Origin of the sequence: Streptomyces sp. CBMA152 (assembly GCF_014596475.1) — a bacterium.
Lineage (GTDB): Bacteria > Actinomycetota > Actinomycetes > Streptomycetales > Streptomycetaceae > Streptomyces.
The window spans coordinates 646,076-672,463 of the sequence record NZ_MECJ01000033.1 but is presented as its reverse complement, the minus strand read 5'-3'; the positions used below and the strand labels follow the sequence as shown (position 1 = coordinate 672,463).

Below are 26,388 nucleotides of genomic sequence, written 5' to 3'. Positions count from 1 at the left end.
CCTGCCCCGGCCCCGCGCGCCCCACCGCGCGCCCCCGGCCGGAGCGCGCTACGGGCGGTACGCCACCCGGTGTTCCGAGAGATGCGTCAGCACCGCGTGGTTCGCCTCCCAGCCGTCGGGGAACTTCACGGTGACGCCCAGCTGGACCGGCTCGGTCGAGGGGTGCTCGTCGAGCAGGTCCGCGACGCCCGCGCGGCACACCACGATGCACGCGTGCCGGTGCCGGGAGGCCAGCACGCACAGGCGGCCCGTCTCCAGGTGGAAAGCGGTGGCGTCGGGTCGCCCCGACAGCGGGTGCAGGACGACCGTCACGTCGAACTCCCGGCCCTGGAGCCGGTTCGCCGTGTCCACCGCGACCCCGGTGACGCCGAGCTCCGCGAGCGCCGCCCGTACCGCCGCCGCCTGGTCACGGTGGGCCGTGCCGACCGCTATCCGCCCGGCGGTCAGCGGCACGGGGTCGGGGGAGCGCTCGCTGGTCGCGGCGCCGCCCCGGTCGAGCAACCTGCGTACGACCTGGGCCACCGCCCGTACCGCCTCGGGGTCGGTGCGCGGGGTGTGGCGGGCCGGCAGTTCGAGCAGGGCCCAGCCCGACTCGGCCGCCTCGTCCAGCGCCCGGTCCGGCGCCGAGCCGTCCGAGGCGACGCCGAAGGCGAGCCGGCGGTCGCCGTGGTCCGTACCACTGCGGAACGGTGTGTACGGGTAGAACGCGTCCGAGACCAGCGGCGCCGCCGACGCGGGCAGCCGCCAGGAGACCGGCAGCCGGTGCTGCGGAAGCGTGGGATTGTGCGCGAGCAGGGTGGTGACCGCGCTCGCCGACGGGTCGTATGAAAGCCCCGCCCACTGCTCCGAGTCGGCGATCGCGAACGGGTCCAGCTGGCCCGGGTCGCCCACGAACAGCGCCCGCTCGAACAGCCCGGCCACGGCCAGCAGCGCGTCCGAGCGCATCTGGTACGCCTCGTCCACGATCGCGTGCGCCCATGGCTCGACGTCCTTGACGTGCGCCCACTTCGCGGCCGTCGAGATCACCACGTCGAGCCCCGCCAGATCACCGGCCTTCGCCGACTTGCGTACGTTGGCGAGGTCGTCCAGGGCCTTGTCGTACGGGTCGGAGTCGCTGCTGTGGAGCCGCCCGACGGGGAGCTCCGGCTCCTTCTCGGCGAGCCGCAGGACGAGGTCGTCGACCTGGGCGTTGGTCTGCGCCACGACCATCAACGGGCGCCCGGCGGCGGCCAGTTCGAGCGCGGCGCGCACCACGAGCGTCGACTTTCCGGCGCCCGGCGGCGAGTCCACGACGACACCGCGCGCGTCGCCGTTCAGCGTGTGGTCGAGGATCCTCCCGGTGGCCTCGGCCGCCGCCGCTGCCGGGTCGAAGCCGCTGTCGGGGCGGGTCACAGCAGGTCCTCCGGGGTGAGGGGATCGGGGTGTTCCGCGTCCGTGCCGGGCGGGCCGCCGTGGGTCCACGGGGTGGCCTCCGGGTCCGGCAGCTTGGGGCCGCCGCGCTGGTCGTGCTCGAAGAGCGTCCAGCACACCGGCTCGCCCTTCTCCGGCACCGAGCCGGGCGCGGGGTCCTTGCTCCGGCCCATCTTGTCGAGCAGCCGCAGGACCAGGGCGCCGTCCGCCTCGTACCCCACGAACTCGGCGGACTGGGGTCTGCCGTCCAGCGAGCGGAACACCTTGGCGCGCTCGGCCAGGTGCGGGGCGTCGTCGGTGCGCACGGTCACCAGCGGGCGCGGGCTCGGCCGCTTCGACTCCGACCAGGCCATCACCACCTCGGTGACCTCGCCCGCGAACGCCTCCCCGGCCAGCCTGCGCCCGGCCATCACCAGCGGGTCGTCCAGCGCCTCCTGCGCCTCCAGCTGGGCCTGCGCGGTCTCCCGGGAGGCGAGCTTGGCGGCGGCCGTCACCGCGTCGTCGCGGCGCGGCTGCGGCGGCTCGCCCGCCCGTACGCGGTCGCGGTGGGCGGTGAACGACCAGCGGTCGCGGGTCCAGCGGTCCGCCGCGCGCGGTGCCTCGGGAAGCTCCCGCAGCAGGTCAAGGGCGTGCCACACCGACTCCCAGGTGGGGCGCAGCTGGTCCGCGACCAGACGGCGGATCTCCTGCTCGGCCCGGCCAAGCTCGCCCAGCCGGTCGTCGGCCGCCTCGCCGTCCTGCGCCGCGTACAGCGCCTGGCGGGCCCGGTCGTAGCGGTCGATCGCCGGGGCGAGCAGCTTGTTGTCGAACGCCGGGTCGGTGGCGGGTCCGGCGGGCGGGCAGAGCAGCTGGCCGTCCCGGTCGCGGGCCAGCTCCGCGCGGAGCGCCGCCTCGGCGCCCGAAGCGCCCTCGGGCGGGTCGATCCAGGCGAGCAGCGCCGCCAGATGCTGGTCCTCCAGGCTGGACTGGCCGGTCGCCCAGTGCCTCCCGAGCAGGTCGGTCGTGGCGAGCAGCAGCGCGGAGCCGGGGACGCGGGCGCGCTCCCCGTAGTGGGTCAGCCACCGGCCGAGCAGCGGGACGTGCGGCGGGGCGGGGTGCGGGGTGTCGGGGTCCTGCTCGGCGGTGCGCCGAAAACGCATGGACCGGCCGAGCAGCCGTACGAAGTCGATCGCGGCCCGTCCCGGCACGACCAGCTGCGGCGCGTCCGTGCACAGCTCGACCTCGACCTTGGTCTTCTTGCCGCTCTCGGCGTCCGTCTCGTTGCGCTCGACGAGCTCGACGTCCTCCGCGTACGTCTCCAGATGCGGCAGTACGGCGTCGGCGAGCTCGGCGAGGAACGCGAACCGCAGCTCGCGGTCGCGTGGCTGCGCCACCACGAGCAGCCGGGGCGTCTCGCGGTCGGTCCCGACGAGCGCCCCCAGCGGCGCCCCGGCCTCGCCGGAGGTCGTCAGCGGCACGAACACCAGGGGGCGCTCGGACAGGTGCCGGTGGCGCACGGTGGCCAGTGGCACGGCCCGCCCGGCCTCGGCGGCCTCCAGGCGGGCGAGGGTGGTGATCAGCGACATGCGGCCACCTCCTGAGTGCGGGCACGCGTGCGTGCGGTCAGGAACATGCCGCCGCCTCCCCGCATCGCGCTCCCGCCAGCGCCTCCGTGCGCAGGGCCGCCGCCCGGCGCAGGGCCATGACCGTCGGGTCGTCGGGGTCGCCGGAGGCGGCGCGCGCGGCGGACAGGACCTCGCCGATCGTCGTCAGACCGCCCAGCTCGGCCCGCAGGCCCCGGCCCAGCGCGGTCACCGTGTCCGCCGCACGGGCCCGCTCCCGGCAGTGGAAGGCCAGCTCGCACGCGGCCAGGCACTCCGGCGCGTACGCCGCCGGGACCGACTCGACGGTCTGCGTCAGCTCCGCCGCCGGGCGGTCCGGGGCGAAGCTCGCGCCCGGCTCCAGGGTGTCGGCGATCTCCTCGATCCGGGTGAGCCGGGCCAGCTGGCGGCGGGTGACGGAGAGCTGCTTGCGGACGTCGACGAAGGAGGCCGTAGGCAGGTTGGAGAAGTCCTTCGGGCAGACGAGCAGCACCGAGTGGGCGACCTCGGCGCCCTCGGTGAGCGCCGCCACGCGTTCGAGCGCGAGCGCGTAGACGGCCGCCTGGCGGGCCGCCGCGCCCACCTTGGCCGGGTCGGCCGCCGCGTCGATCATCGGGAAGGACTTGATCTCGACGACCGTCCAGCGGCCGTCGGGCGCCACCACCACCGCGTCCGGCTCCAGATAGGCCGGGGAGCCCGCCACGTTCAGGGCCAGCATCGGGTGGTCCAGGAGCGTCCAGGCGCCGGACGCCGTGGCTTCGCGCAGGGCCAGTGCCGTACGCGCCGCACGGCCCTCGGGACCGGCGGCCGACAGGTCCGGCACGGCCGCGTCCTTGGGCGGCTCGCCGCCCGCGCCGACGTGCTCGTACAGCAGCCGCAGCAGTTCCGTACCGCCGTCCGCCTTCACCCGGGACTCGAAGGTGTTGCCGCGCGCGATGGCGAACTGGGACTGGCCGAAGGCCGCCGAGGGCGAGCCCAGCGCCTCGGCGAGCGCGCCCTTGTCGACGCCCGCCCCGTCGAGCAGCGCGCGTCTGCGGCAGCCAGGGTTGGCGGCGAGCGCCGCCAGTGCGCGGGCGTCCAGCGGGCGCGGTACGACAGTGGGTCCGCGCAGCTCAGCGAGCCGCTGACGGATGGCTGTCGTCCGCTCCCGCGGTGGAGTCGTCGGAGGCGCGCTGCCCTGGGATTCGCTCACCCGGGGAAGTCTTGCATCCGGCACTGACAATCGGGGCGCGTGCGCCGAATGTGCCGGGAGCGACCCGCGCCCGGATCCGGTCCGCGAGCCGCAGCGCGGGCCTGGCGAGCAGCAGCCCGAGGCCCATCACGAAGACACCGGCGACCGCGTCGAGCAGATAGTGGTTGGCCGTGCCCATCACCACGAACGCGATGGTCAGCGGGTACGCGACGCCCAGCACCTTGGTGAAGCGGTTGCCGCCGAAGCGCCACAGCATCACGCCGCACCACAGCGCCCAGCCCACGTGCAGGCTCGGCATCGCCGCGAACTGGTTGGTCATGCCGCCCATGCCGCGTGGCGCGCTCGCGTCGCCGCCCCACCAGCCGTACGAGCTGTAGTGCGCCATCGTGTCGACGAAGCCCTGCGAGGCGTCGAGCAGGCGCGGCGGGGCGGTCGGCAGCAGCGAGAAGCCGATGAGGCCCAGCAGGGTGGAGAGCATCAGCCAGGTGCGGGCGGCGCGGTACTGCACCGGGCGGCGGCGGAACATCCACACCAGGATCGCGGGCGTCACCAGGTAGTGCAGCGAGGCGTACGCGAAGTCGGCGGGTATGCCGAGCGACGGGGTGCGAGTGAAGAGCCGGTTGAGCGGGTGCTCGGCGTTGATGTGCAGGTACTTCTCTATGCGCAGGATCTCCAGACCGTGGTCCACGGCCTGCGATTCGCTGCCGCTCACCAGGAGGCGGCCCGCCGAGTAGGCGGCATAGACGATGGCGATGAGCGGCAGCTCGGTCCACCAGCGGGGCCGAGGCGCGGGGTGCTGCATCTGCGGACCCTCTCCATCTCGTCTTGAGGACCCGTCGGGCCCGATACAGGTGTTCAACCGTACGGTGTACGTGGGTGCGTTCGTGCACCCACCCCCGAAGGACGCGAAGGACGGCCGGAAGGGTGCGCGATGATGGAAGGGAACCGCCGCCGAACTTTCGGCGGATTCCACGCGTCACCGGGAGAGACCTGACATGGCAGCCGCCCCGCGCATCTTGCTCGCCCGGCACGGGCAGACCGAGTGGTCGCTGCTCGGCAAGCACACCGGCCGGACCGACATCCCGCTGCTCGAAGAGGGCCGCAGGGGCGCGAAGCTGCTCGGCGAGCGGCTGCACCGCTCGCCCTGGGACGGCCTCAAGGACGTCGAGGTGCGCACCAGCCCGCTGCTTCGCGCGCGTGAGACGTGCGAGCTGGCCGGGTTCGGCGACCGGGCCACCGACTGGGACGTGCTGATGGAGTTCGACTACGGCCAGTACGAAGGGCTCACCCCGCCGCAGATCAAGGCGGGCCGGCCCGACTGGTTCATCTGGCGCGACGGCGTCGAGGGCGGCGAGACGCTGGCCCAGGTGTCGGCGCGGGCCGACGAGGTCGTCGCCTGGGCGCGCTCGGCCGACCGGGACGTGCTGGTCTTCGCCCACGGGCACATCCTGCGGTCGATCGCGGCCCGCTGGCTGGGCGAGCCGATCGGCTTCGCGGCCCGCATCAAGCTCGACCCCACATCCCTTTCGGTCCTGGGCTGGGCGTACGGCGACCCGGCGATCGAGCGCTGGAACGACACGGGGCATCTGGAGAACTGAGGCAGAGGGCAACGGTCGCGGGTCTCAGACCGTCACGGTGGCCCGCCGCTCCAGGAACGCCGCCACCTCCGGGCAGGTCCCGTGCGGGGCGAGGATGCGGGCCGTGTCGGCGAGCATCGCCTGGATACGGGTCGACTGGACCTCCGTAAGGAGGTCGAGGACCTGGTGGCCCGCCGCCGCCGACTCGGTGGGCGCGCCCGCGCGCGCGAGGTCGTCGGCGAGCTCGGCGCGGTACAGCGCCAGATTGCGTGTGAAGTGCGGGTCCTGGACGCAGGCGGCGCGATGGGCGTGGGCGGCCGCGCGCGACCAGTCGCCCAGCGCCGACCAGCACTGCGCCTCCAGCATCTCCAGCTCGGCCTCGACGAAGAACGTCATCCACTCGGGGTCGCGCTCGGCCGCCCCGCGCGCGAAGAGCGCGTGCGCCCGGTTCAGCGACTGCTCGCACGCGCCCCGGTCGCCGAGCCCCGCCCAGCCGCCCGCCTCCCGCAGCGCGAGCAGCGCGAGCAGCCGGGGCGAGCCGAGCTGGCGGGCCGCGCGGCTGCCCGCCTGGGCCGCCCGCAGCGCCTCGCGCGGCCGCCCTGCGTCCCTGGCCAGGAACGACATATTGCAGAAGGCGTGCGCCTCCAGCGCCGGGTCGCCCGCGAGCCGCGCGGTGGCCAGCGCCTCCGCGTAGTGCGAGCGGGCCTCCTCGTAGCGGCCCGAGTCATGCGCGAGCCAGCCCACCGAGATGGCGAGTTCGCCCGCGCCCGCTTGCAGGCGGTCGGCGGTGGACTGCCGGGCGGTGCCCGCGTCGAGCAGGGCGTACGCGGTGCGCAGCGGCTGCGCGGCCCGGCGGTAGAGCCCGTCCGCGCCGTGCCGGTCGTCGAGCAGCCGGATCCGCCGGACCGCGTCCTCGACCGCGTTCACCTCGGCCTCGCCGACCCGCCGTACGCGTACGGAGTCCAGGGGCGCGGCGGCCACGGGGGTCTCGGGGATCAGCCCGAGGGAGACGGCCGCCACGGTGGCGGATCCGCCCGTCATGAATGCGCGACGCAGCACGTCGCTCTCCTCGTCGTTACGGTCGTCGATGTCGATGGTGCCGTCGTCGTGTTCCGGCGCCTTTGCGTGCGGCAGGGGCACGGCACAGCCCCCGCGCGCCCCCCGGCCCCGTACCGTCTCGCGGGCCGAGAACCCCATGTCGGTGAGGGACAGACCCGGGAACATGTGCCTGAAGACGCGCTCGTACGCGTAGTTGGGGCAGCGGATCTCGCCGGCTTCCACGCGTCCGATGTAGCGCGCGTCGCAGGCGACCTGCTCACCGATCTCACGTGCCGCCCTGCGCACCGCCGCCGCGAACTCGCCGGGCGAGCGCTGGCCGCGCAGTTCCCGGAACGCGGTGTTCGGGCCCTTGGCGGTGGTGCTCCGCGCGGAGTTCCGTCCGGCACTGGGATCCGTTGACGTCGCCATGGCTCGACAGCTCTCTTTGGCGGTGTGGTGCGGAGCAAGAACGTACCGGCAACATCGCGTCGCACATCCACAGTTTGGCTACAAAAGGGATATCTCACCCGTGATCTGCTATGAACTGCCATCCTTTGCGGCGGCGTTGTGCCGTAGCCGTTGACTTGGGCCCGCGTTGAACCATGCGGATACCGCCAACCCGCAAAAACCACGTGGGGGTTGCCTTGTTGGAGGCCGGCATGGACATCAATGGCACCGGTACGACCACGACGACCGCTCGGCACCGGCCCACCCCGGACCTCGGCTCGCCGCCGCCGTCCGCTGACGCGTCACCCTGTGATCTGGTGACCGTGCCCGCGCGGCAGGGGCTTGAGGCGGTGGACATCCTGCGGCGTGCCGCTGCTCCGGCGGCGGTGGGGCCCGTTTTGCACGACGGGCCGTGCGACACGCTTGGGTTTTTGGTGCCTCCGGGCACCGCCGCCGCGTGGGATGTGCCGGGCAGTGCTTGTACGGAGACCAACGGGCGGGGGCTTCGTGTGCCGGGGGTGGTGGCCGAGCCGCCGCTCTCCGGTAGTGGGTGGCTGCTTCCTCCGGACGCGGTGGATGCCGTTCCGGTCACCGATCCCGCCGTGTTGCGGGTCGCCCTCGGTGAGGCTGCTCGGCTCATCGAGGCCGCGGATGGCATCACGGAGGGAAGCCGCTAAGCGGTTGGCAAGATTTCGGCTGCGGACCGTGCGTGGCTGGTCGCGCCCACGCGGCGGAGCCGCACATCGACACAGCCCCGCGCCCCTTAAAAGCTAAAGGCGCGGGGTACCCGCCCCGCAGCCCTTGAAGCCCGGGCCCTGCCCGTCGCGGGCGGCGGCACTCGTACGTGCGGTCGATAATGGGCGGATGGCGGCACGAAGTGGGGCGAAGAGCGGTGGGGCGCGGCGGGGGCGGGCTGCTGCTCCCGAGGCTGTGGTCGAGGCCGTGGACGGGGGGCTCGCCGAGCTCATACCCGACCGGGACCGGCCGCGCGGCTGGACGCTGCTCCTTGACGGCGCCCCGCAGTCCCACGTCGACCTGGACGCCCCGGACCGGCTGACCTTCGAGTACCAGCGGCGGCTCGGGCACGTCATCGACCTCGCCGCCGAGCCCGGGCGGCCCCTCAACGTGCTGCACCTCGGCGGCGGCGCCTTCACCCTCGCCCGGTACACCGCCGCCACCCGCCCCCGCTCCAGCCAGCAGATAGTGGAGGTCGACGCCGCGCTGGTCCAGCTCGTACGCCGGGAGCTGCCGCTCGACCCGCAGGCCCGGGTCCGCGTACGCGCCCTGGACGCGCGCGAAGGGCTCGGCAAGCTGCCGGACGGCTGGGCGGACCTGGTGGTCGCCGATGTGTTCAGCGGCGCCCGCACCCCCGCGCATCTGACCAGCACCGAGTTCCTGGCCGAGGTGCGCCGGGTGCTGCGGCCGGGCGGGATCTACGCGGCCAACCTCGCCGACGGCCCGCCGCTCGCGCATCTGCGCGGCCAGATAGCCACGGCGGCCGGGATCTTCCCCGAGCTGGCGCTCGCCGCCGACCCGACGGTGTGGCGCGGCAAGCGGTTCGGCAACGCGGTCCTGGTCGCCTCGGACGTACCGCTGCCGGTCGCCGAACTAACCCGCCGTATCGCGAGCGACCCGCACCCCGGACGCGTCGAACACGGCCGCGCGCTCGCCGACTTCACCGGCGGGGCGACGGCGGTGACGGACGCGAGCGCCAAGCCGTCCCCCGTACCGCCGCCGTCAGTATTCAGATAACGCACAGGTCAGCCTCGGTCGTCGAACTCCACCGTCGGTGCGTGGTTGTACCAGGTGCAGAAGACCGAGACCTCGCGGCCGCCCTTGCTGAACGTCACCCGGATCCACGTCGGCTGCCGCCACACCTGCATCTGCCAGCCCGTGTCCGGCGTCGCCGCGACCAGCTGCGCCGACGTACTGCCGATGTCGAACACGACCCGCCCGCCCGCGACGTTGTAGCCCTTCACATTCCCGGAGGAACCGGAGGAAGTGGAGGAACCGGACGGGCCATACGGAGAAGGTGAGTTGGCGGGGGTGGGGGAGTGGCTGCCCGGTGACTTGGAGGGCTTCGCCGAGGGGGAATCGGACGGCGAAGGTGTCTGCCTCGGCCGCTGCGTCGAGGACGGGAGCGGGAACACCGCCCCCTGCGCGCTGTGGCCGTCGCCGGTCAGCGGGACCGCGCGCGGGGGGTCGTACGCCGTTCCGGCCATCACCGTGTGGACGCCCCACCAGGAGAGCGTGACCGCCGCCCCGGTGGCGAGCGACCACGCGCAAACGTGAACGAGTCCTCTGTGCATCGGGGTCATACTGCACCACGCGCCCCACGCGTGTCCCCCGTCGTCTCCCCGGTCGCCCCTCCCGTCCCGACCGGGACCGGCGTACTCCGGATGGCGTACGGTGCCGCCCATGGCAAGTGTGCTCGTGGTCGAGGACGACCAGTTCGTCCGCTCCGCCCTGATCCGCCACCTCACCGAGGCGTCCCACACGGTACGGAGCGTCGGCACGGCTCTTGAGGCGCTGCGCGAGGTGGCGCATTTCCCCTTCGACGTGGTCGTCCTCGACCTCGGACTGCCCGATCTCGACGGGGCCGAGGCGCTGAAGATGCTGCGCGGCATCACCGACGTACCGGTGATCATCGCGACCGCGCGCGACGACGAGACGGAGATCGTCCGGCTGCTCAACGACGGCGCGGACGACTACCTGGTCAAACCGTTTTCGGTGGAGCACCTGTCCGCGCGCATGACGGCCGTACTGCGCCGGGCGCGCGCGGCCGCCGGGGCCGAGCCGCCGGACCGGGTGATCCGGGTGGGCGGGCTGCGCGTCGACCCGCTGCGCCGCCAGGCCGAGTTGGACGGGCTGCGGCTCGATCTGACCCGGCGCGAGTTCGACCTGCTCGCCTTCCTCGCCGGGCGGCCCGGGGTGGTCGTGCCGCGCAAGGAACTGCTCGCCGAGGTGTGGCAGCAGTCGTACGGCGACGACCAGACCATCGACGTCCATCTGTCCTGGCTACGCCGCAAACTGGGCGAAACCGCTGCCAAGCCCCGCTATCTGCACACCCTGCGCGGGGTCGGGGTGAAGCTGGAGCCACCGAGGGCGGAGCCGCCGCGATGAGATGGGCGCTGGTCAAGGTGGCGCTCGCGGTCACCGTCATGGTGGTGCTGGCCTTCGCCGTACCGCTGGGCCTGGTCATCAAGGAGATGGCCCGCGACCGCGCGTTCTCCAACGCGGAACGCCAGGCCGCCGCGATCGGCCCGACGCTCTCCATCACCACCGACCGCGACGCGCTGGAGCGGGCCGTCGCCTCCACCCAGGCGGGCGCGGCGGGCCGGATGGCCGTGCACATTCCGGTACTTCCCGACGTCAAGGGCAGTGTGCCGGTGGACATCGGCCGGCGCCGGGCGGCCCAGAAGGACCTGGAGGCCACCCGCAAGGTGGTCCGCGCGTACATCTCCGGCGTCCCCGGCGGCTCCACGCTGCTGCAACCGACCGCGCTGAGCTCGGGCGAGATCGCCATCGTCGAGGTGTACGTGCCCGAGGCCGAGGTCACCAACGGCGTCGCCGCGGCGTGGCTGGTCCTGGCCGGGGTCGGCGTCGCGCTGGTCATCGGCTCGGTCGCGGTCGCGGACCGGTTGGGCGTACGTATGGTCAGGCCCGCCCAGCGGCTCGCGGGCGCGGCACACGACCTGGGCGAGGGGAGGCTGGGCGCGCGGGTGCCGGAGGAGGGGCCCGCGGAACTGCGGTCGGCTGCGGCCGCGTTCAACTCGATGGCCGACCAGGTGGTCCAACTCCTCGCCAACGAACGGGAGTTGGCGGCCGATCTCTCGCACCGGCTGCGCACCCCGCTCACCGTACTGCGGCTGAACGCGGCCTCCCTCGGGGACGGTCCGGCCGCCGACCAGACCCGCGCGGCCGTCGAGCAGCTGGAGCGCGAGGTCGACACGATCATCCGTACGGCACGGGAGGCCAAGCCGCAGACCCAGCCGACCGGGGTCGGCGCCGGGTGCGACGCGTGCGAGGTCATCCGGGACCGGATGGCGTTCTGGTCGGCGCTGGCGGAGGACGAGGGGCGGGAGGTGCGGCTCGCGGGCGTCGACCGGCCGCTGCGCATCCCGGTCGCGCGGCCCGAACTCGCCGCCGCGCTCGACGCGATGCTGGGCAATGTGTTCCGGCACACGCCGGAGGGGACGGCGTTCTCGGTCGACGTCCACAGCTCGGACGACGCGGTGATCGTGCTGGTCTCGGACGCGGGGCCGGGTATCGCGGACCCGGGGGCGGCGCTGGCCCGCGGCTCCAGTGGCGGCGGGTCCACCGGCCTCGGCCTGGACATCGTCCGCCGCATCGCGGAGTCGACGGGCGGCGACGTCCGGTTGGGGCGGTCGGTGCTGGGCGGCACGGAGGTACGGGTCTGGATCGGGCGGGGCGGGCCCACCCCGACGTCCCGCATCCGGGCACGCCGCCGCCCCCGCCGCCCGTCGCCGGCGTGATCAGGCCCCACCCCACCCCTTCCCGAAACCCTGCCGGGGGCTCACGTTCGTCTGGCCGCCGGTGGGGGCTTGTCGCGCAGTTCCCCGCGCCCCTTGATGGGCCCTTCGGGCCCTCCTGGGGGCGCGGGGAACTGCGCGAGCAACCACGCACGGTCCGCACCCGACCGAGATTCCGCCGGAGGCTTTCGGGAAGGGGCGGGGTGGGGGATTAAGCCCCGCGCATCGCTTCCTTAAGCGAACCCTAAGATCCTCAACTCCCGCCCCACACGCCCCATTAGCCCGATTCATGCTCGGTAGCGTGCTGCCCGCACCCCCACGACACCACCCCCAACCCCCAGAGGGCAGGCGCACCAACATGACCCGCACCCACCGCCGCCGAGCGACCGGCAAGACGAAGGCGATCGGCGCGGTCGTCGCCGCGACAGTCATCGGCGGCGCAGCGTTCGCGCTGACCGGCACCGCCCAGGCCGCATCAGTAGGCGCCGCGTACACCAAGACCAGCGCCTGGGGCGGCGGTTACACCGGCCAGTACGTCATATCCAACGACAGTGGCAAGGCCCTCGCCGACTGGACCCTGGAGTTCGACCTCCCGGCCGGGACGAAGCTCTCCTCCCTCTGGAACGGCACGCAGACCGTCAACGGCCAGCACGTCACCGTGAAGCCCCCCACCTGGGACAAGAACGGACTCGCCCCCGGCGCGTCCGTCACCGTCGGCTTCGTCACCTCCGCCACCGGCACCGCCGGGGACCCCACCGGCTGTCTCATCAACCAGGAGAAGTGCTCGGTCGACACCGGCGGAACCCCCGAGCCGAGCGGCCGCCCGACGACCCAGCCGACCCCCACCACACAGCCCACCACACAGCCCACCACCAAGCCCACGGCCAAGCCGACCCCCACCCAGACGACGCAGCCCCCCACCCAGCCCGGCACCGGCACCGCCCGCTTCGCCCCGTACGTCGACACCTCGCTCTACCCCGCGTACGACCTGGTCGACACCGCCACCAAGACCGGCGTGAAGGACTTCAACCTCGCCTTCATCACCTCCGCCGGCAGCTGCACCCCGCTCTGGGGCGGTGTCACCGACCTCGGCAACGACGCGGTCGCCAAGCAGATAGGCGCCCTGCGCGCCAAGGGCGGCGACGTCCGAGTCTCGTTCGGCGGCGCGTCCGGTTCCGAACTGGGCCTGGTCTGCAAGAGCGCGTCCGACCTCGCGGCCGCGTACGGCAAGGTCGTCGACGCGTACAAGCTCACCAAGGTCGACTTCGACATCGAGGGCGCCGCTCTGCCGGACACGGCCGCCAACTCCCGCCGCGCGCAGGCCATCGCGCAGCTCCAGAAGTCGCACCCGGGGCTCGACGTCTCGTTCACGCTGCCCGTGATGCCCGAGGGCCTGACCCAGCCCGGTGTCGACCTGGTCGCCGACGCCAAGAAGAACGGCGTCGCCGTCTCGGCCGTCAACATCATGGCGATGGACTACGGGCCCTCGTACAGCGGTGACATGGGCGGCTACGCCATCCAGGCCGCGACCGCGACGCAAGCCCAGATCAAGGGCGTGCTCGGGCTCTCCGACGCGGCCGCCTGGAAGGCCGTCGCCGTCACGCCGATGATCGGCGTCAACGACGTCAGCACGGAGACGTTCAAGGTCGACGACGCCTCCCAGCTGGTGGACTTCGCCAAGTCCAAGGGCCTCGGCTGGCTCGCCATGTGGTCCGGGGCGCGCGACAAGGAGTGCGCGGGCGGCGCGAAGAACTCCGCCGACCCGACCTGCTCGTCGATCGTCCAGGACCCGTTCGCCTTCACGAAGGCGTTCGGCGCCTTCAAGTAGGCGCATTCAAGTAACCGTCAAATAGCTCCTGTTCGAGCTCCACGCGCGCGTCCCGCCGGTTCACCCCCCACCCGGCCGGGGCGCGCGTCCCTTTCGCGTAACGACCGCGAGCAGACCGAGCGCGATCACCACGCCCACCACCGCCGCCCACGGAACGACCCCCACCGCCGCCAGTACGGACAACAGCGGCACGGCGATCAGCAGCACCGGCAGCACGGAGTACCTGTTCACGAGCCCGCACCCGCCCTCGCCGCGTCCAGATATGCCGACAGGTCGTCCCACTGGCCGGGCACGGCCGACGCGTCGCCCGACATCGCGGCCGGGTCCTCGCGCCAGGCCGCGCGTACACCGCCGGAGATCTTCTTGTCCCCGCCGCCGAACAGCATGCTCAGCTCGTCCATCCGCGCCACCAGCTTCCTTACGGAAGCGTCGGTGGGCGGCTTCCCGGCCGTGCGCAGCGCCTCGGCCCGCCGGTACAGCTCCGGCCACTCGATCTCCAGCAGATAGTGCGCGGTCGGCCCGAGGGCCGCGGCGCGGGTGGCGAGGACCTGGATCTGGTCGTCGTCCAGGTGCTGGCGCAGCGCGCGTTCGCCCGGCGAACCGGCCGCGCCGGTCGCGCGCAGCGCCGCGAGGACGGCCTCGGTCGTGGGCCGTTGCCCGTCGGCGATCTGCTCCTCGATGTGCAGCAGCCGCTGCCGCAGCGCGTCGAGGGCCGCGAGCGACGCCTCGACGCCGGCGCGGTGGTCGCGCAGGACCCGGGTCGGGTCGACCCCGGAGTCCAGGCAGACGGCGATGGTCTCCAGCCCAAGGCCCAGGCTGCGCAGAGCGAGCACCTGGTAGAGCCGGTCGATGTCGTCCTCGGTGTACTCCCGGTGCCCGCCCGCGGTGCGGCGGGACGGCGAGAGCAGCCCGATGGTGTCCCAGTGGTGCAGCGTACGGACGGTCAGTCCGCTGGCCTCGGCCAGCGGCCCCACCCTCCAGGTCGGGGAAGCGGTCATGGCACCACGATGCATCCTGACGCGGCGTGAGGTTCAAGTGCCTTTTCCCCGTACGTTTTTCTTGACCTCCAGGTCAAATAACGAGTACCGTCATGATCATGGGCAGGCCGAAGCAGTTCGATCCCGAGACCGCCGTCGACCAGGCGATGGAGACCTTCTGGCGCAAGGGGTACGCCGCCACCACGCCGCAGGACCTCGTCGACGAGCTCGGCATCGGCAAGGGCAGCCTCTACAACGCCTTCGGCAGCAAGCGGGCGCTCTTCGAGCGTGCGCTGCGGCGGTACGCGACCACCCAGGCCGTCTCCCTGACGGAGATCATCGGGCAGCCGGGGCCGGTCAAGGAGCGCATCAGGGTCGCCCTGGAGGCGCTGGTCGAGCTGGACGTCGAGGACCTGGAGCGCAAGGGCTGCTTCGCCGTCAACACCGCTTCCGAGCTGGCGAGTTCGGACCCGGATGCGGCGGCGGAGGTGCGGCGCATGTTCGCCCGGACCGAGGACGCGTTCCGGGCCGCGATCGAGGAGGGGCAGCGTGCCGGGGAGATCGCCCCGGACCGCGACGCCCGCGCTCTCGGCGCGCTGCTGCTCAGCACGGTCGTCGGCATGCGTGTCCTGGCCAAGACGGCCGAGGGCGCCGACCAGCTCCGCCGGGTGGTCGACGGCGTACTGGCAACGTTCTGACCTGCACCGACCCGCTGGGATTTTTGTCTGCCCACATTTTGTACCTACAGTTCAAGAAGGAACGGGACATGGATCTGCACCTCGAAGGAAAGACCGCCCTCGTCACCGGCGCGAGCCGTGGCATCGGCCTCGCCGTGGTCAACTCCCTTGTCAGGGAAGGCGTACGCGTGGTCGGTGCGAGCCGGACCGTCACCGCCGAACTGCGGGACTCCGGGGCCGTCCCGGTCGCCGTCGACCTCGGCACCCCCGAAGGCGGCGCCCACCTCGTCGAGCGGGCGCTGGCCGAGCTCGGCGGGATCGACATCCTGGTCAACAACGTCGGCGGCGGCGACACCATCGACCTAGACAGCTTCCTCGACATCGGCGACACCGCCTGGCAGAACGCGTTCGACGTCAACTTCTTCAGCGCCGTCCGCACCACCCGCGCCGCCCTCCCGGCCCTCCTGGAACGGCGCGGCGCGGTGGTGAACGTGTCGTCCATGGGCGCGCGGATGCCCGCCTCGGGCCCCATCCCGTACAACACGGCGAAGGCGGCGCTGACCGCGTTCGGCAAGGCGCTCTCCGAGGAGTTCGGGCCGCACGGAGTGCGGGTCAACACCGTCTCGCCGGGCCCGGTGCGCACCGCGATATGGGAGGCGTCGGACGGATTCGGCGCGAGCCTGGCCGCCGCGAACGGCCTCGGACACCAGGAACTCCTCGACCGGGCACCCCAGTTGATGGGGATGGCGACGGGCCGGTTCACCGAGCCGGAGGAGGTGGCCGCCCTCATCGCCTTCCTGGTGTCGGACCGCGCCGCCAGCATCACGGGCGCGGACCACCGCATAGACGGCGGCGCGGTGAAGACGGCCTGACGGCTCCCCTTATGCCGCCGGTGGCTCCGGAAGGACGCCCGTACGGGCCACCTCGGCGTACCACCGGGCGCTCGACTTCGGCGTACGGGCCTGCGTCTCGTAGTCGACGTACACCGCCCCGAACCGCTTGCTGTAGCCGTACGCCCACTCGAAGTTGTCCAGCAGGGACCACAGGAAGTACCCGCGTACGTCCGCCCCGTCCCGCATCGCGCGCCGCACCGCCGAGAGATGGCCGTGCAGATAGCGGATGCGGTCCGGGTCGTGCACGGCGCCGTCCGGGCCGGGCTTGTCGTCGTACGCGGCCCCGTTCTCGGTGATCATCAGCGGGACGCCCGGCGCCTCCCGGGTGTAGCGCATCAGCAGGTCGTACAGGCCGGTCGGATCGACGGCCCAGTCCATTGTCGTCAGCTCGCCCGGCGGCCGGTGGAACACCACCGAGTCGGCGCCCGGCCAGGGCGAGTCGGGGCTCTGGCCGTGCCCGTCGAGCCGGGATTTGCGCTGGTCAGGGCCGCTCTCGGGGGCATTGTCAGTGGGGGCGGATACAACTGAGGGTGTGTAGTAGTTGATGCCCAGCAGATCGAGGGGGTGCTTGATGACGCTCAGATCGCGGTCGCGAACGAAAGACCAGTCGGTGAGCTGCGCGGTGTCCCGCAGCAGGTCCTCGTCGTACGCGCCCCGGAACATCGGGCCGGTGAACACCCGGTTGGCGAGCGCGTCGACGCGGCGGCGCGCGTCGAGGTCGGCGGGCGACTGGCTGCGGGCCCTGATCGCGCTCGGGTTGAGGCTGATCGCCAACTTGGCGCCCGGCAGAGTCGAGCGCAGCACCTGGGCGGCGAGCCCATGGCCGAGGTTGAGGTGGTGCGCGGCGCGCAGCGCGGCCACCGGATCGGTGCGGCCGGGCGCGTGGACGCCCGAGCCGTACCCGAGAAAGGCGCTGCACCAGGGCTCGTTGAGGGTGGTCCACATATCCACCCGGTCGCCGAGGGCGTCGGCGACGAGCCGCGCGTAGTCGGCGAACCGGTACGCGGTCTCCCGCTCCGGCCAGCCGCCCGCCGCCTCCAACTCCTGTGGCAGATCCCAGTGGTAGAGCGTGAGGGAGGGCTGAATCCCCTGCTCCAGGAGTCCGTCGACCAGGGCCCGGTAGAAGTCGAGCCCACGCTGTACGGCGGGCCCGCGCCCGGTGGGCTGCACCCGGGGCCAGGACACGGAGAAGCGGTACGCGGTGAGGTCGAGGTCCGCCATCAGCCGTACGTCGTCGCGCCAGCGGTGGTAGTGGTCGACGGCGACGTCCCCGCTGTCCCCGCCGGACACCTTTCCCGGCGTACGGCAGAAGGTGTCCCAGATGGACGGCGTGCGCCCGCCCTCGGCGACCGCGCCCTCGATCTGGTACGCGGAGGTGGCGGCGCCCCAGAGGAACCCGGGCGGAAAGCGGTCGGGCAGGTCGGGCAGATCGGACGTGGCGGCCATGGAAGCACTCCCATCGTGGTGGTACGGAAGGAGGTCGATGTACGGCTCGGGGTCGGCGGTCACCCCTTGACCGCGCCCTGCATGATCCCGCCGACGATCTGCCGTCCGAACAGGACGAACGCGAGGAGCAGCGGGAGGGTGCCGAGCAGGGCGCCGGCCATGATGACCGACTGGTCCGGGATATAGCCCCGGCCGAGTCCGGTGAGCGCCACCTGGACGGTGGGGCTGCCGTTCTGGGTCAGCGCGATGATCGGCCAGAAGAAGTCGTTCCAGGCCATCACGAAGGTCAGCATGCCGAGGACGGCCATCGCGGGCCGGGCGGCGGGGAACACGACGTGCCACACCACCCGCCAGCTGCTCGCGCCGTCGACGCGGGCGGCCTCGATCAGCTCGGTGGGCAGCGCCTCCACGAGGAACTGCCGCATGAAGAACACCCCGAACGCGCTGACCAGGGTGGGCAGGACGACCGCCTGGAGCTGATCGGTCCAGGACAGTTTGGCGACCATCATGTAGAGCGGCACGACGCTGAGTTGGGGCGGCACCATCATCGTGCCGATGACAAGGAGGAGCAGCACGTTCTTGAAGCGGAACCGCAGCTTGGCGAAGGCGAACCCGGCGAGCGTCGAGAAGAAGACCGTGCCGAGCGCGATCGACCCGGCGACGATCGTGGTGTTCAGCAGGGCCGTGCCCATGTTGGCGTCGGTCCAGGCGATCCTCAGATTCCGGAAGAGGTTCCCGCCGAACCAGAACGGCGGGGGAGTCCGGGCGAGCCGTTCGTTGCTGCGCGAGGCAGCGATGGCGGTCCACACCAGGGGGAAGAGGGAGCCGAGGGTGAACAGGATCAGGATCGCGTAGGTGAGACGCCCGCCGTGCAGCTGGCGCCCGGCCCGGTTGGCGGTCAACTCGCCACCCCCTTGCGGAGTCCGCGCGAGATCAGCCAGTTCACCGCGCCGATGAGGAGCAGGATCAGGAACATGGCCCAGGCGATCGCCGAGGCCCGGCCGAGATGGAGGTTCACCCAGCCCTGTTCGTAGAGATAGAGCCCGAGCGTCTGGAACTGGTGGTCGGAGCCGCCGGTGGCCCCCGCGCTGCCGTTGAACAGCAGCGGTTCACCGAACAGCTGGGTGGCGCCGATGGTGGAGACGACACAGGTGAACAGGATGGTCGGCCGCAGCGAGGGCACGGTGACATGCCGGAACTGCTGCCAGCGCGTGGCGCCGTCGAGCGCGGCGGACTCGTACAGATCGTGCGGGACGGCCTGCATCGCGGCGAGGTAGATCAGCGCGTTGTACCCGGTCCAGCGCCAGACGACGATGGTGGAGACCGCGAGCTGTGAGGTCCACCGCCCGTTCTGCCAGTCGACCGGCCCCCAACCGAACTGCCCGAGCGCCCAGTTGACCATCCCGTAGTCGCGCCCGAAGAGCAGCACGAAGACGAGGGTCGCGGCGGCGACGCTGGTGGCGTACGGGGTGAGGACGGCGACCCGGAAGAACATCGAGCCGCGCAGCTTGTAGTTGAGCAGATGTGCGATGCCGAGGGCCATCAGGAGCTGGGGGACGGTGGAGATGATGCCGATGGTGAACGTGTTGCGCAGCGCGTTCCAGAAGAAGTCGTCGGACAGGAGCCGGGAGAAGTTGCGCAGCCCGACCCAGTGCATGTCGTTCGGCGAGGTCAGCTCGACCTGGTGCAGCGAGGCCCAGCCCGTATAGAGAAGGGGGAAGAGGCCGAACGCGGCGAAGAAGAGGAAGAAGGGCGCGACGAAGGCGTACGGGCTCCAGCGCAGGTCACGCCGGTAGCGACGGCTGCGCCGCGCGCGCCGCCGGGCTTCGGCGGCGTCGCGAGGGGCGGCGGCGGAGCTGTGCACCGCATCGGCCACCCCGCTCGCCGTCGACCCCGTGTCGTCGGCCCCTGCCCCACTCGCCACCGTCACTGGTCCAGCGCGTTGTCGATGGCCTTCACGGCGGCGTCCCACCCGGCCTGCGGGGACTTGCCCTTCTGGTCGACCTGGAGCATGCCGACGTCGGCCAGGTTCTGGGCGATGATCAGGTCCTTCGGGCCGAGGATCTGCACCGGGGTGCCCTCGGCGGCCCGGGAGAAGATCTGCCCGATGGGGGCGTTGTCGAAGTACGGGTGCTTGGCGTTCGCGACGGTGGGCAGGGCGTACGCGGCCTTGGCGCTCGGGAAGCTGCCGCGCTTCTCGAAGAGCGTGGCCTGCTGCGCGGGTGCGGTGAGCCAGGCCGCGAGGGCGGCGGCTTCTGCTGTGTGCTTGCCCGCCGACGGGACGACGAGGAAGGAGCCACCCCAGTTGGACGGCTTGGGCGCGGCCGCCACGTCCCACTTGCCCTTGCCCGCGTCGCCCGCCTTGTCCTGGATGTAGCCGAGCATCCAGGCGGGGCAGGAGACGGTGGCGAAGGTCCCGTTGGCGAACCCTTGATCCCAACTGGGCTGGAACTGCTGCAACTTGGCGGTCAGGCCGTGGGTGGCGAAGGCGGCCGCGGTGTCCCAGGCGTCCTTCACGGCCGGGTTGGTCTTGTAGACGATCTTCCCGTCGGCGTCGTAGAAGCGGTTGGCGCTGCTGCCGGTGATGGCGGCCATGACCCCGGACGCGGAGTCGACGAACGCGGTGCCCTTCGGTGCCTTCGCCTTGTAGCGGTCACCGGCCGCCAGGTACTTGTTCCAGTCGCCGGCCCACAGCTTGCCCACGGCCTCCCGGTCGGTGGGCAGGCCGGCCGCCGCGAAGAGGTCCTTGCGGTAGCAGATGCCCTGCGGCCCGATGTCGGTGCCGAGCCCGACGGTCCTGCCGTCCTTGGTGGTGGCCTGCCCCCACTTCCACGGCAGGAAGGTGTTCTTGTCGACGTCCTGCACTGCGCCGAGGTTCTCCAGCTTCCCGGCCTGGGTGGCGGTGACCTCGGCGATGTTGTTGACCTCGACGGCCTGGACGTCGGCGAGCCCGCTGCCGGAGCCGAGGTGGGTGAGCAGCTGCGGGTAGTAGTTCTCGTTGCGCTCGATCGACGTCTGCTTGATCGTGATGTCCGGGTGGAGCTTCATGTACGCGTCGTACAGCCCGGCCTCCTGGAGCCCGAAGGCCCCGAAGACACCGACGGTGAGCGTGGTCCGCGCCCCATGGCCCCCGCTGCCACCGCCCGGTCCATTGCTCTCCCCGCTGCTGTCGTCGGCGCAACCGGAGACTGGCAGCCCGGCGCCGAGGGCGGCGACGACGCCAAGTGCCGCCATTCTTGAGGACGTACGTGTTCGTGTGCGCGGTGCTTGTCGCATGACGTTCCTCCAACTGCCGTACGAGGGAAGTACGAAGGATGTACGTACGAAGGGCGTTGGGAGCGCTCCCAGCCGTATGTCTTGAAGGGTGTCGACTGGCTGAGGGGGTGTCAAGACAACGGACAAGGGCAGCCGCGGCCGGGACGGGGCTGTTAGCTTTCACCGCGGTTCACCGGGTTCACCGGGGATCGACGGAATTCAGCGGGGTTCGGCGGGACGGGGAGGCAGGCATGACAGCAGCTCGCGCGGTCCGGGGCCGTGGTGCGGGGCGGCCCACCCTTGAAGAGGTGGCGGCACGCGCCGGTGTCGGCCGGGGCACGGCGTCACGGGTGATCAACGGCTCGCCGCGGGTCAGCGACCGTACACGCGCGGCCGTCGAGGCGGCCGTGGCCGAACTCGGCTACGTCCCCAACCGCGCGGCCCGCGCACTGGCCGCCAACCGTACGGACGCGATCGCGCTGGTCGTCCCCGAGACGACGACGCGGTTCTTCGCGGAGCCGTACTTCTCCGAGGTCGTACGGGGAGTGAGCCAGGCGCTCGCGGACACGGAGATGCAGCTCCTGCTGACCCTGGTGGGAGGCGACCGCGAGCGCCGCCGTCTGGCCCAGTACCTGACGGGCCACCGGGTGGACGGCGTCCTACTGGTCGGCGTCCACGCGGACGACCCGCTGCCCGAACTCCTGGAACAGCTCGACATCCCGGTGGTGATCAGCGGCCCCCGCTCCGAACGCGAGCCGCTGGCCTCGGTCGACTCGGACAACTTCGGGGGCGCGCGGGCGGCGGTGCAGCATCTGCTGTCCCGGGGCCGGGGCACCATAGCCACGATCACGGGTCCGTTGGACGTGTACGGGGCGCGGTGCCGCCTGGAGGGCTACAGATCGGCGCTGAAGGAGGCGGGCCACGTACTGTCGCCGGACCTGACAGCTCAGGGGGACTTCACGGAGGAGGGCGGCAGGGCCGCAATGACGGCGCTGCTGGACCGGGTGCCGACCCTGGACGCGGTGTTCGCGTCCTCGGACGTGATGGCGGCGGGAGCTCGCCAGATCCTCCGCGAACGCGGCCACCGGGTCCCCGAGGACATCGCCCTGATCGGTTTCGACGACTCGGCGATAGCCCGCCACATGGACCCCCCACTCACCAGCGTGCGCCAGCCGATAGAGGAAATGGGCCGAGCGATGACGGACCTGCTCCTGACCCAGATCGCGGCGGGGGAGCGGTCGTCTGCGCAGTTGGTGCTCCCGACGGAGGTGGTGGTGCGGGCGTCGTCGTGACGTCCTCAGCACCGGTTGCCGGGCTTGCGCACGCGGGGTCGCCGCCTGCCGCAGCGCACCCGGGATGCGTGTAGCTGGCGTACGCGCCGCCGGCGTCGGTGAGGAACATGTGCGTGATCGCGACGGCGCCGGGCTCCTGGCAGGTCGCGCAGATCCGGTAGCGCGCCGGGTCCGTGGCGGCGGGGTTGTCAGAGGACATGGGGCTTCCCTGCGGTGGGTGGGGTGTGGGGCGGCGCCGGGGTGGGCGGCCGCTAGGCAGGACGGTAGGCGTGTGGCATGTCACGGATCGAGCGTTGTGCAGATCTGTGCACACCCCCTGGTTGGCTCCATGTTGTCCGCTTCACGCCCTTGAGCGGCCTTGTCCGCTGCGGGATGGTTCTGCACACAGCTGCACAACTCGCAGTAGGAGGACGACATGTCGTTACTGTTCGTCGGGATCGACCCCAACACGGGAGACCGGCAGAGCCCGACTGTCTGGGTGGACGAGAAGAGCAAGGAGATCGTCTTCCAGGGATGGAAGGCGGGCGCGGAGCTGGAGGCGGAGTGCGCGGCGTGCGAGGTGCCGGGCCACGCGAAAGGCATCCCTGAGGGGGAGGCAGTCGTCCGGATTCCTGCCAGGATGGCGCACATGGTGAGGGAGGCGTGCGATGCCGTCGAGCGTGCCGACGTTCGATGAACTGCTGGCGGGCTGCGTTCGGTCCGCTGTGCACCTGGAGATGCGGGACTCCTACGCCGTCGACTACGAGGTAGGGCCGTTCGCCGCATGGCGTCAGGGCTTCCGGCACGATCCGGCGGACCGGGCGTCCTGGTGGCGGCCGTGGCTGGACCTCATGAGCGAGACGGTTGCCAGGGGTGTCACAGTGCGCCGGGCCCGCATCGTGTCGGAACCGGTCAGCGAGTACATCCGGTACGAGCACTCAGGCACGTTCACCAACATCGCAGCCGGAGAGCAGGTGCGCTGGCTCCCCAGGCGGCAGGCTTCGACCATCCCCCTGCCGGGCAACGACTTCTGGCTCTTCGACGACCGGTGGGTGCATTGGAACCACTTCGCCGGTGACGGCTCCTCGATGGGGGCGGAGATCACCGACGACCGGGAGTCGGCGCTGCTGTGCGCCGCCGCCTTCGAGGAGGTCTGGGCCAGAGCCATTCCGCACGACCAGTACGAGATCCACTGACAGGAAGTACGGACAGCACAGCTCATGCCCATCTCGCCCTCCTCGTCAGCGCAAGCCGCCCGGGAAACCGTCGCCGGGCGGCTTCGCGACATCCGTAAAGAGGCCGGGCTCACGGTCTCCGAGCTGGGTGTGCGGTGTGGCTGGCACCACTCGAAGACCTCTCGTATCGAGAACGCCCGTACCGCGCCTTCGGCGAAGGACATACGCCTGTGGTGCGAGGCGGGGGGTGCCGTGGGCGAGGCGGCAGGTCTCGTCGCGCAGTCCCTCAGCGCCGAGTCCATGTACAGCGAATGGCGCCTTCAGCTGCGGAACGGGCTGAAGCAGCTCCAGGACAGCTGGGTCCAGTTCTTCCACGAGACGCAGCTGTTCCGGGTGTACTCGGCCACTCTCGTGCCGGGCCTCCTCCAGACGGAGGGGTACGTCACCGCGCTGTTCCACCGCATCGCGGAGTTCCGGGAGATCCCCGACGAGTCGGAGGCGGCTGCCACGGCACGGGTCGAACGGTCCCGCGTGATCCACGAGCCGGGGCACAGGTTCGTGCTGCTCGTCGAGGAGTCGGCGCTCTACTACCGGATGGGGCAGGCGGACGCTATGGCCGCCCAGCTGGGCTATCTGCTGACAGCCGACGCGTTGCCGTCCGTCTCGCTGGGCGTGATCCCGATGAGCGCGCCGGAGCGGACCCTGTGGCCGATGGAGACCTTCCATGTGTACGACGACACGTTCGTGTCGGTCGAGCTGCTGTCGGCCCAGATCAACATCACCCAGCCGAACGAAGTCGCCCTCTACCTGAAGGCCTTCGAACAGCTCCGCACCATGGCCGTCTACGGCGCCGAAGCGCGCGCGCTCGTCGTCAGAGCCATCGACGCGCTCGGCTGACCCCGGGAACGCAGAAGGCCCGGTCCGCTTTCGCGGACCGGGCCTTCCCGATCAGGGTGAGTAACGGGACTCGAACCCGCGACATCCTGGACCACAACCAGGTGCTCTACCAGCTGAGCTATACCCACCATGCATGGCCGGATTGTTGTGGTCTTGGGAAGTCCCTTTGGGCTTTCCCTACCGGCCGAGAAAAAGTGTACAGGGTCTTGGAGGGTGCTCGCGCACATGTTTCGCGGTGGCCTCCCGGGGTGCCCTCGGGGTGACGGCGGAGGCCGTCCCGGGGGCAACCCAGGACGGCCTCCGTAGTCACCCACGAGTCACCCGCGCGGATCACTCCGCAGGCAGCACGTGCTTCGCCGCGATCGTCTTCGCCGTGTCCGAGTCCGGACCGGGCTGCGGGACGAAGATCGCCTCGCGGTAGTAGCGGAGCTCCGCGATGGATTCGCGGATGTCCGCCAGCGCGCGGTGGTTGCCGTTCTTGTCCGGGCTGTTGAAGTACGCCCTCGGGTACCAGCGGCGGGCGAGCTCCTTCACCGAGGAGACGTCCACGATCCGGTAGTGGAGGTACTCCTCCAGGGCCGGCATGTCGCGCGACAGGAAGCCGCGGTCGGTACCGACCGAGTTTCCGCACAGCGGGGCCTTGCCCGGCTCCTTGACGTGCTCACGTACGTACGCCAGGACCTGCGCCTCGGCGTCCGCCAGCGTGGTGCCGCCGGCCAGCTCGTCGAGGAGCCCGGAGGCGGTGTGCATGGCGCGCACCACCTCCGGCATGGTCTCCAGCGCGGCGTCCGGGGGACGGATCACGATGTCCACCCCTTCACCGAGTACGTTCAGCTCCGAGTCGGTGACCAGCGCGGCCACCTCGATAAGTGCGTCGTCCGCCAGCGAGAGCCCGGTCATCTCGCAGTCGATCCACACCATGCGGTCGTTCATGCGCCTTAGCCTACGGGGCCGCTCCGCTGCCCCGGCAGACTCGGACGCATGTAACCGGTGGCGTACATGTCAGCGACCGACTTTCCCGGCTCCGGCGGCGGCGCGTGCGAGACCGCCGACGGGCCGACCAGGGCGCTCGCCGCCGCCGTGCGCCGGGACTGCGGCAGCGCCTGCGGCGGCACCGTCTCCAGCGCCGGCGGACCTCCGGACGGTTCCGCCTGCGGCCTGCGCGCCCGGTACGCCGCCCGGTAGGACGCCGGGGACGAGCCGAGCTGGCGGCGGAAGTGCCCGCGCAGCGCGACCGGGGAGCGGAAGCCGCAGCGGCCCGCCACCTCGTCCACCGAGTAATCGGAGGTTTCGAGGAGGCGCTGGGCCTGGAGGACCCGCTGGGTGATCAGCCATTGGAGCGGCGCCGATCCCGTCAGCGAGCGGAACCGCCGGTCGAACGTCCGGCGTGACATGTACGCGCGAGCCGCCAGCGTCTCCACGTCGAACTGCTCGTGAAGATGCTCAAGCGCCCACGACACGACCTCGGCGAGCGGGTCGGAGCCGATCTCTTCAGGTAAAGACCTGTCCAGATAGCGCTCCTGCCCGCCACTGCGCCGCGGCGGGACGACGAGCCGGCGCGCGAGGGCTCCGGCGGCGTCGCTGCCGTGGTCGGTCCGCACGATGTGCAGACAGAGATCGATTCCGGCCGCCGTGCCCGCCGACGTCAGGACGTCCCCGTCGTCGACGAACAGCTCACGCGGATCCACATGCACCGACGGATACCGCTTGGCGAGCGTCGGCGCGTACATCCAGTGCGTGGTCGCCGGTCGCCCGTCGAGCAGCCCCGCGGCCGCCAGGACGAACGCGCCGGTGCAGAGGCCGACGATGCGGGCGCCTTCCTCGTGCGCCCGGCGCAGTGCGTCGAGCGCGGCCGCCGGTGGCGGCGATGTGATGGACCGCCAGGCGGGCACGACCACGGTGCCGGCCCGGTTGATGGCCTCCAGCCCATAGGGCGCGGTCAGTTCGAGCCCGCCTGTGGTCCGCAGGGGGCCCTCCTCTCCGGCACAGACCAGCAGGCGGTAGCGGGGAACGCCCGCGTCCTGCCTGTCGATCCCGAACACGGAGAGCGGAATGGAGCTCTCGAAGATGGGGCCGCCACTGAACAGCAGTACGGCTACGACTTCCCGGCGGCGACGGCCGGCGAGCTTCCTTGTGGCCTCCGGTGATGCGGCAGCGGAGTCCTGGCTCATTCTGCTAAGCCCCCCTCGGTGTTCGCGGCTCCCCGTTCTTGTCCGGCTTGTCGCTCCTGCA

The 26,388-nt window shown here is 71.7% G+C and carries 26 protein-coding genes and 1 tRNA gene; 12 read left to right on the top strand and 15 right to left on the bottom strand.

What is annotated here, in order from left to right; genetic code table 11:
* Positions 1-48 precede the first annotated feature (48 nt).
* From BG418_RS35890 to BG418_RS35875, 4 genes are read right to left on the bottom strand one after another with little or no spacing between them, the layout of a single operon-like run.
* Complete coding sequence (locus tag BG418_RS35890) at positions 49-1,392, bottom strand: AAA domain-containing protein (protein ID WP_188278233.1); 1,344 nt, start codon at positions 1,390-1,392, stop codon at positions 49-51.
* On the bottom strand, positions 1,389-2,975 hold the full coding sequence (locus BG418_RS35885) for a hypothetical protein (protein WP_188278232.1): 1,587 nt from the start codon (positions 2,973-2,975) through the stop codon (positions 1,389-1,391). The genes BG418_RS35890 and BG418_RS35885 overlap by 4 nt, the downstream gene beginning before the upstream one ends.
* A 37-nt stretch (positions 2,976-3,012) precedes the next feature.
* Complete coding sequence (locus BG418_RS35880) at positions 3,013-4,182, bottom strand: hypothetical protein (protein WP_188278231.1); 1,170 nt, start codon at positions 4,180-4,182, stop codon at positions 3,013-3,015.
* The gene (locus BG418_RS35875) at positions 4,103-4,984 is read right to left on the bottom strand and encodes a phosphatase PAP2 family protein (protein ID WP_188278230.1); all 882 of its coding nucleotides are present in this window, start codon (positions 4,982-4,984) and stop codon (positions 4,103-4,105) included. Before BG418_RS35875 ends, BG418_RS35880 begins: the two co-directional genes overlap by 80 nt.
* Positions 4,985-5,177: 193 nt before the next feature.
* Between BG418_RS35875 and BG418_RS35870 the strand changes: the two genes are divergently transcribed.
* A complete protein-coding gene (locus tag BG418_RS35870) occupies positions 5,178-5,780 on the top strand; it encodes a histidine phosphatase family protein (RefSeq protein WP_188278229.1) in 603 nt (200 codons plus the stop codon).
* Positions 5,781-5,804: 24 nt separating this feature from the next.
* Here BG418_RS35870 and BG418_RS35865 read toward each other — a convergent pair whose 3' ends face one another.
* Entirely contained in the window at positions 5,805-7,226 is a 1,422-nt protein-coding gene (locus BG418_RS35865) for a tetratricopeptide repeat protein (RefSeq protein ID WP_223185839.1), read from the bottom strand.
* A gap of 230 nt (positions 7,227-7,456) precedes the next feature.
* Here BG418_RS35865 and BG418_RS35860 point away from each other — a divergent pair, with 230 nt between their 5' ends.
* Both BG418_RS35860 and BG418_RS35855 read left to right on the top strand, forming a co-directional pair.
* Positions 7,457-7,921 (top strand): hypothetical protein, encoded by a 465-nt coding sequence (locus tag BG418_RS35860; RefSeq protein WP_223185838.1) that lies wholly within the window; start codon positions 7,457-7,459, stop codon positions 7,919-7,921.
* Between the two features lie 187 nt (positions 7,922-8,108).
* Entirely contained in the window at positions 8,109-8,996 is an 888-nt protein-coding gene (locus tag BG418_RS35855; protein WP_188278228.1) for a spermidine synthase, read from the top strand.
* Between the two features lie 8 nt (positions 8,997-9,004).
* On the opposite strand, the gene BG418_RS35850 is transcribed toward BG418_RS35855, so the two are convergent.
* On the bottom strand, positions 9,005-9,553 hold the full coding sequence (locus tag BG418_RS35850) for a hypothetical protein (RefSeq protein WP_188278227.1): 549 nt from the start codon (positions 9,551-9,553) through the stop codon (positions 9,005-9,007).
* A 109-nt stretch (positions 9,554-9,662) separates the two neighbouring features.
* Here BG418_RS35850 and BG418_RS35845 point away from each other — a divergent pair, with 109 nt between their 5' ends.
* The 3 genes from BG418_RS35845 to BG418_RS35835 all read left to right on the top strand — a co-directional run bounded on the left by BG418_RS35845 (position 9,663) and on the right by BG418_RS35835 (position 13,565).
* Positions 9,663-10,367 carry a response regulator transcription factor gene (locus BG418_RS35845; protein WP_188278226.1) on the top strand — a complete coding sequence of 235 codons (705 nt, stop codon included), beginning with the start codon at positions 9,663-9,665 and terminating at the stop codon, positions 10,365-10,367.
* Entirely contained in the window at positions 10,364-11,740 is a 1,377-nt protein-coding gene (locus BG418_RS35840; RefSeq protein WP_188278225.1) for a HAMP domain-containing sensor histidine kinase, read from the top strand. The genes BG418_RS35845 and BG418_RS35840 overlap by 4 nt, the downstream gene beginning before the upstream one ends.
* Before the next feature lie 355 nt (positions 11,741-12,095).
* Complete coding sequence (locus BG418_RS35835) at positions 12,096-13,565, top strand: cellulose binding domain-containing protein (RefSeq protein ID WP_188278224.1); 1,470 nt, start codon at positions 12,096-12,098, stop codon at positions 13,563-13,565.
* Between the two features lie 60 nt (positions 13,566-13,625).
* Here the strand turns inward: BG418_RS35835 and BG418_RS35830 are convergent, their stop codons facing one another.
* Both BG418_RS35830 and BG418_RS35825 read right to left on the bottom strand, forming a co-directional pair.
* Positions 13,626-13,796, bottom strand: a complete 171-nt coding sequence (locus BG418_RS35830) for a hypothetical protein (protein ID WP_188278223.1) — start codon at positions 13,794-13,796, stop codon at positions 13,626-13,628.
* Positions 13,793-14,563 carry a MerR family transcriptional regulator gene (locus BG418_RS35825; RefSeq protein WP_223185837.1) on the bottom strand — a complete coding sequence of 257 codons (771 nt, stop codon included), beginning with the start codon at positions 14,561-14,563 and terminating at the stop codon, positions 13,793-13,795. The genes BG418_RS35830 and BG418_RS35825 overlap by 4 nt, the downstream gene beginning before the upstream one ends.
* 98 nt (positions 14,564-14,661) lie before the next feature.
* On the opposite strand from BG418_RS35825, the gene BG418_RS35820 reads away from it, so the two are divergent.
* Positions 14,662-15,240 (top strand): TetR/AcrR family transcriptional regulator, encoded by a 579-nt coding sequence (locus BG418_RS35820; RefSeq protein ID WP_188278221.1) that lies wholly within the window; start codon positions 14,662-14,664, stop codon positions 15,238-15,240.
* A 68-nt stretch (positions 15,241-15,308) separates the two neighbouring features.
* A complete protein-coding gene (locus BG418_RS35815; protein ID WP_188278220.1) occupies positions 15,309-16,091 on the top strand; it encodes an oxidoreductase in 783 nt (260 codons plus the stop codon).
* A gap of 9 nt (positions 16,092-16,100) precedes the next feature.
* Here BG418_RS35815 and BG418_RS35810 read toward each other — a convergent pair whose 3' ends face one another.
* The 4 genes from BG418_RS35810 to BG418_RS35795 are packed head-to-tail and all read right to left on the bottom strand — an operon-like array spanning position 16,101 to position 20,792.
* Positions 16,101-17,558: a glycoside hydrolase family 1 protein gene (locus BG418_RS35810; protein ID WP_223185836.1), complete on the bottom strand. Its 1,458-nt coding sequence runs from the start codon at positions 17,556-17,558 to the stop codon at positions 16,101-16,103.
* 59 nt (positions 17,559-17,617) lie between these two features.
* A complete protein-coding gene (locus BG418_RS35805; RefSeq protein WP_188278219.1) occupies positions 17,618-18,460 on the bottom strand; it encodes a carbohydrate ABC transporter permease in 843 nt (280 codons plus the stop codon).
* Complete coding sequence (locus BG418_RS35800) at positions 18,457-19,434, bottom strand: carbohydrate ABC transporter permease (RefSeq protein ID WP_188278361.1); 978 nt, start codon at positions 19,432-19,434, stop codon at positions 18,457-18,459. The genes BG418_RS35805 and BG418_RS35800 overlap by 4 nt, the downstream gene beginning before the upstream one ends.
* Before the next feature lie 50 nt (positions 19,435-19,484).
* A complete protein-coding gene (locus BG418_RS35795) occupies positions 19,485-20,792 on the bottom strand; it encodes an ABC transporter substrate-binding protein (protein ID WP_223185835.1) in 1,308 nt (435 codons plus the stop codon).
* Positions 20,793-21,064: 272 nt separating this feature from the next.
* On the opposite strand from BG418_RS35795, the gene BG418_RS35790 reads away from it, so the two are divergent.
* The 4 genes from BG418_RS35790 to BG418_RS35775 all read left to right on the top strand — a co-directional run bounded on the left by BG418_RS35790 (position 21,065) and on the right by BG418_RS35775 (position 24,156).
* Entirely contained in the window at positions 21,065-22,105 is a 1,041-nt protein-coding gene (locus BG418_RS35790; protein WP_188278217.1) for a LacI family DNA-binding transcriptional regulator, read from the top strand.
* 415 nt (positions 22,106-22,520) lie between these two features.
* The gene (locus BG418_RS35785) at positions 22,521-22,781 is read left to right on the top strand and encodes a hypothetical protein (protein ID WP_188278216.1); all 261 of its coding nucleotides are present in this window, start codon (positions 22,521-22,523) and stop codon (positions 22,779-22,781) included.
* Positions 22,753-23,280, top strand: a complete 528-nt coding sequence (locus BG418_RS35780; RefSeq protein ID WP_188278215.1) for a DUF6879 family protein — start codon at positions 22,753-22,755, stop codon at positions 23,278-23,280. The genes BG418_RS35785 and BG418_RS35780 overlap by 29 nt, the downstream gene beginning before the upstream one ends.
* A gap of 24 nt (positions 23,281-23,304) precedes the next feature.
* Positions 23,305-24,156 (top strand): helix-turn-helix transcriptional regulator, encoded by an 852-nt coding sequence (locus tag BG418_RS35775; protein WP_188278214.1) that lies wholly within the window; start codon positions 23,305-23,307, stop codon positions 24,154-24,156.
* 55 nt (positions 24,157-24,211) lie between these two features.
* Here the strand turns inward: BG418_RS35775 and BG418_RS35770 are convergent.
* The 3 genes from BG418_RS35770 to BG418_RS35760 form a co-directional block, all read right to left on the bottom strand.
* Positions 24,212-24,284 (bottom strand) — tRNA-His (locus BG418_RS35770).
* 202 nt (positions 24,285-24,486) lie between these two features.
* Positions 24,487-25,089, bottom strand: a complete 603-nt coding sequence (orn, locus tag BG418_RS35765; protein ID WP_188278213.1) for an oligoribonuclease — start codon at positions 25,087-25,089, stop codon at positions 24,487-24,489.
* Between the two features lie 5 nt (positions 25,090-25,094).
* Complete coding sequence (locus BG418_RS35760) at positions 25,095-26,327, bottom strand: helix-turn-helix domain-containing protein (protein WP_188278212.1); 1,233 nt, start codon at positions 26,325-26,327, stop codon at positions 25,095-25,097.
* Positions 26,328-26,388: the final 61 nt, after the last annotated feature.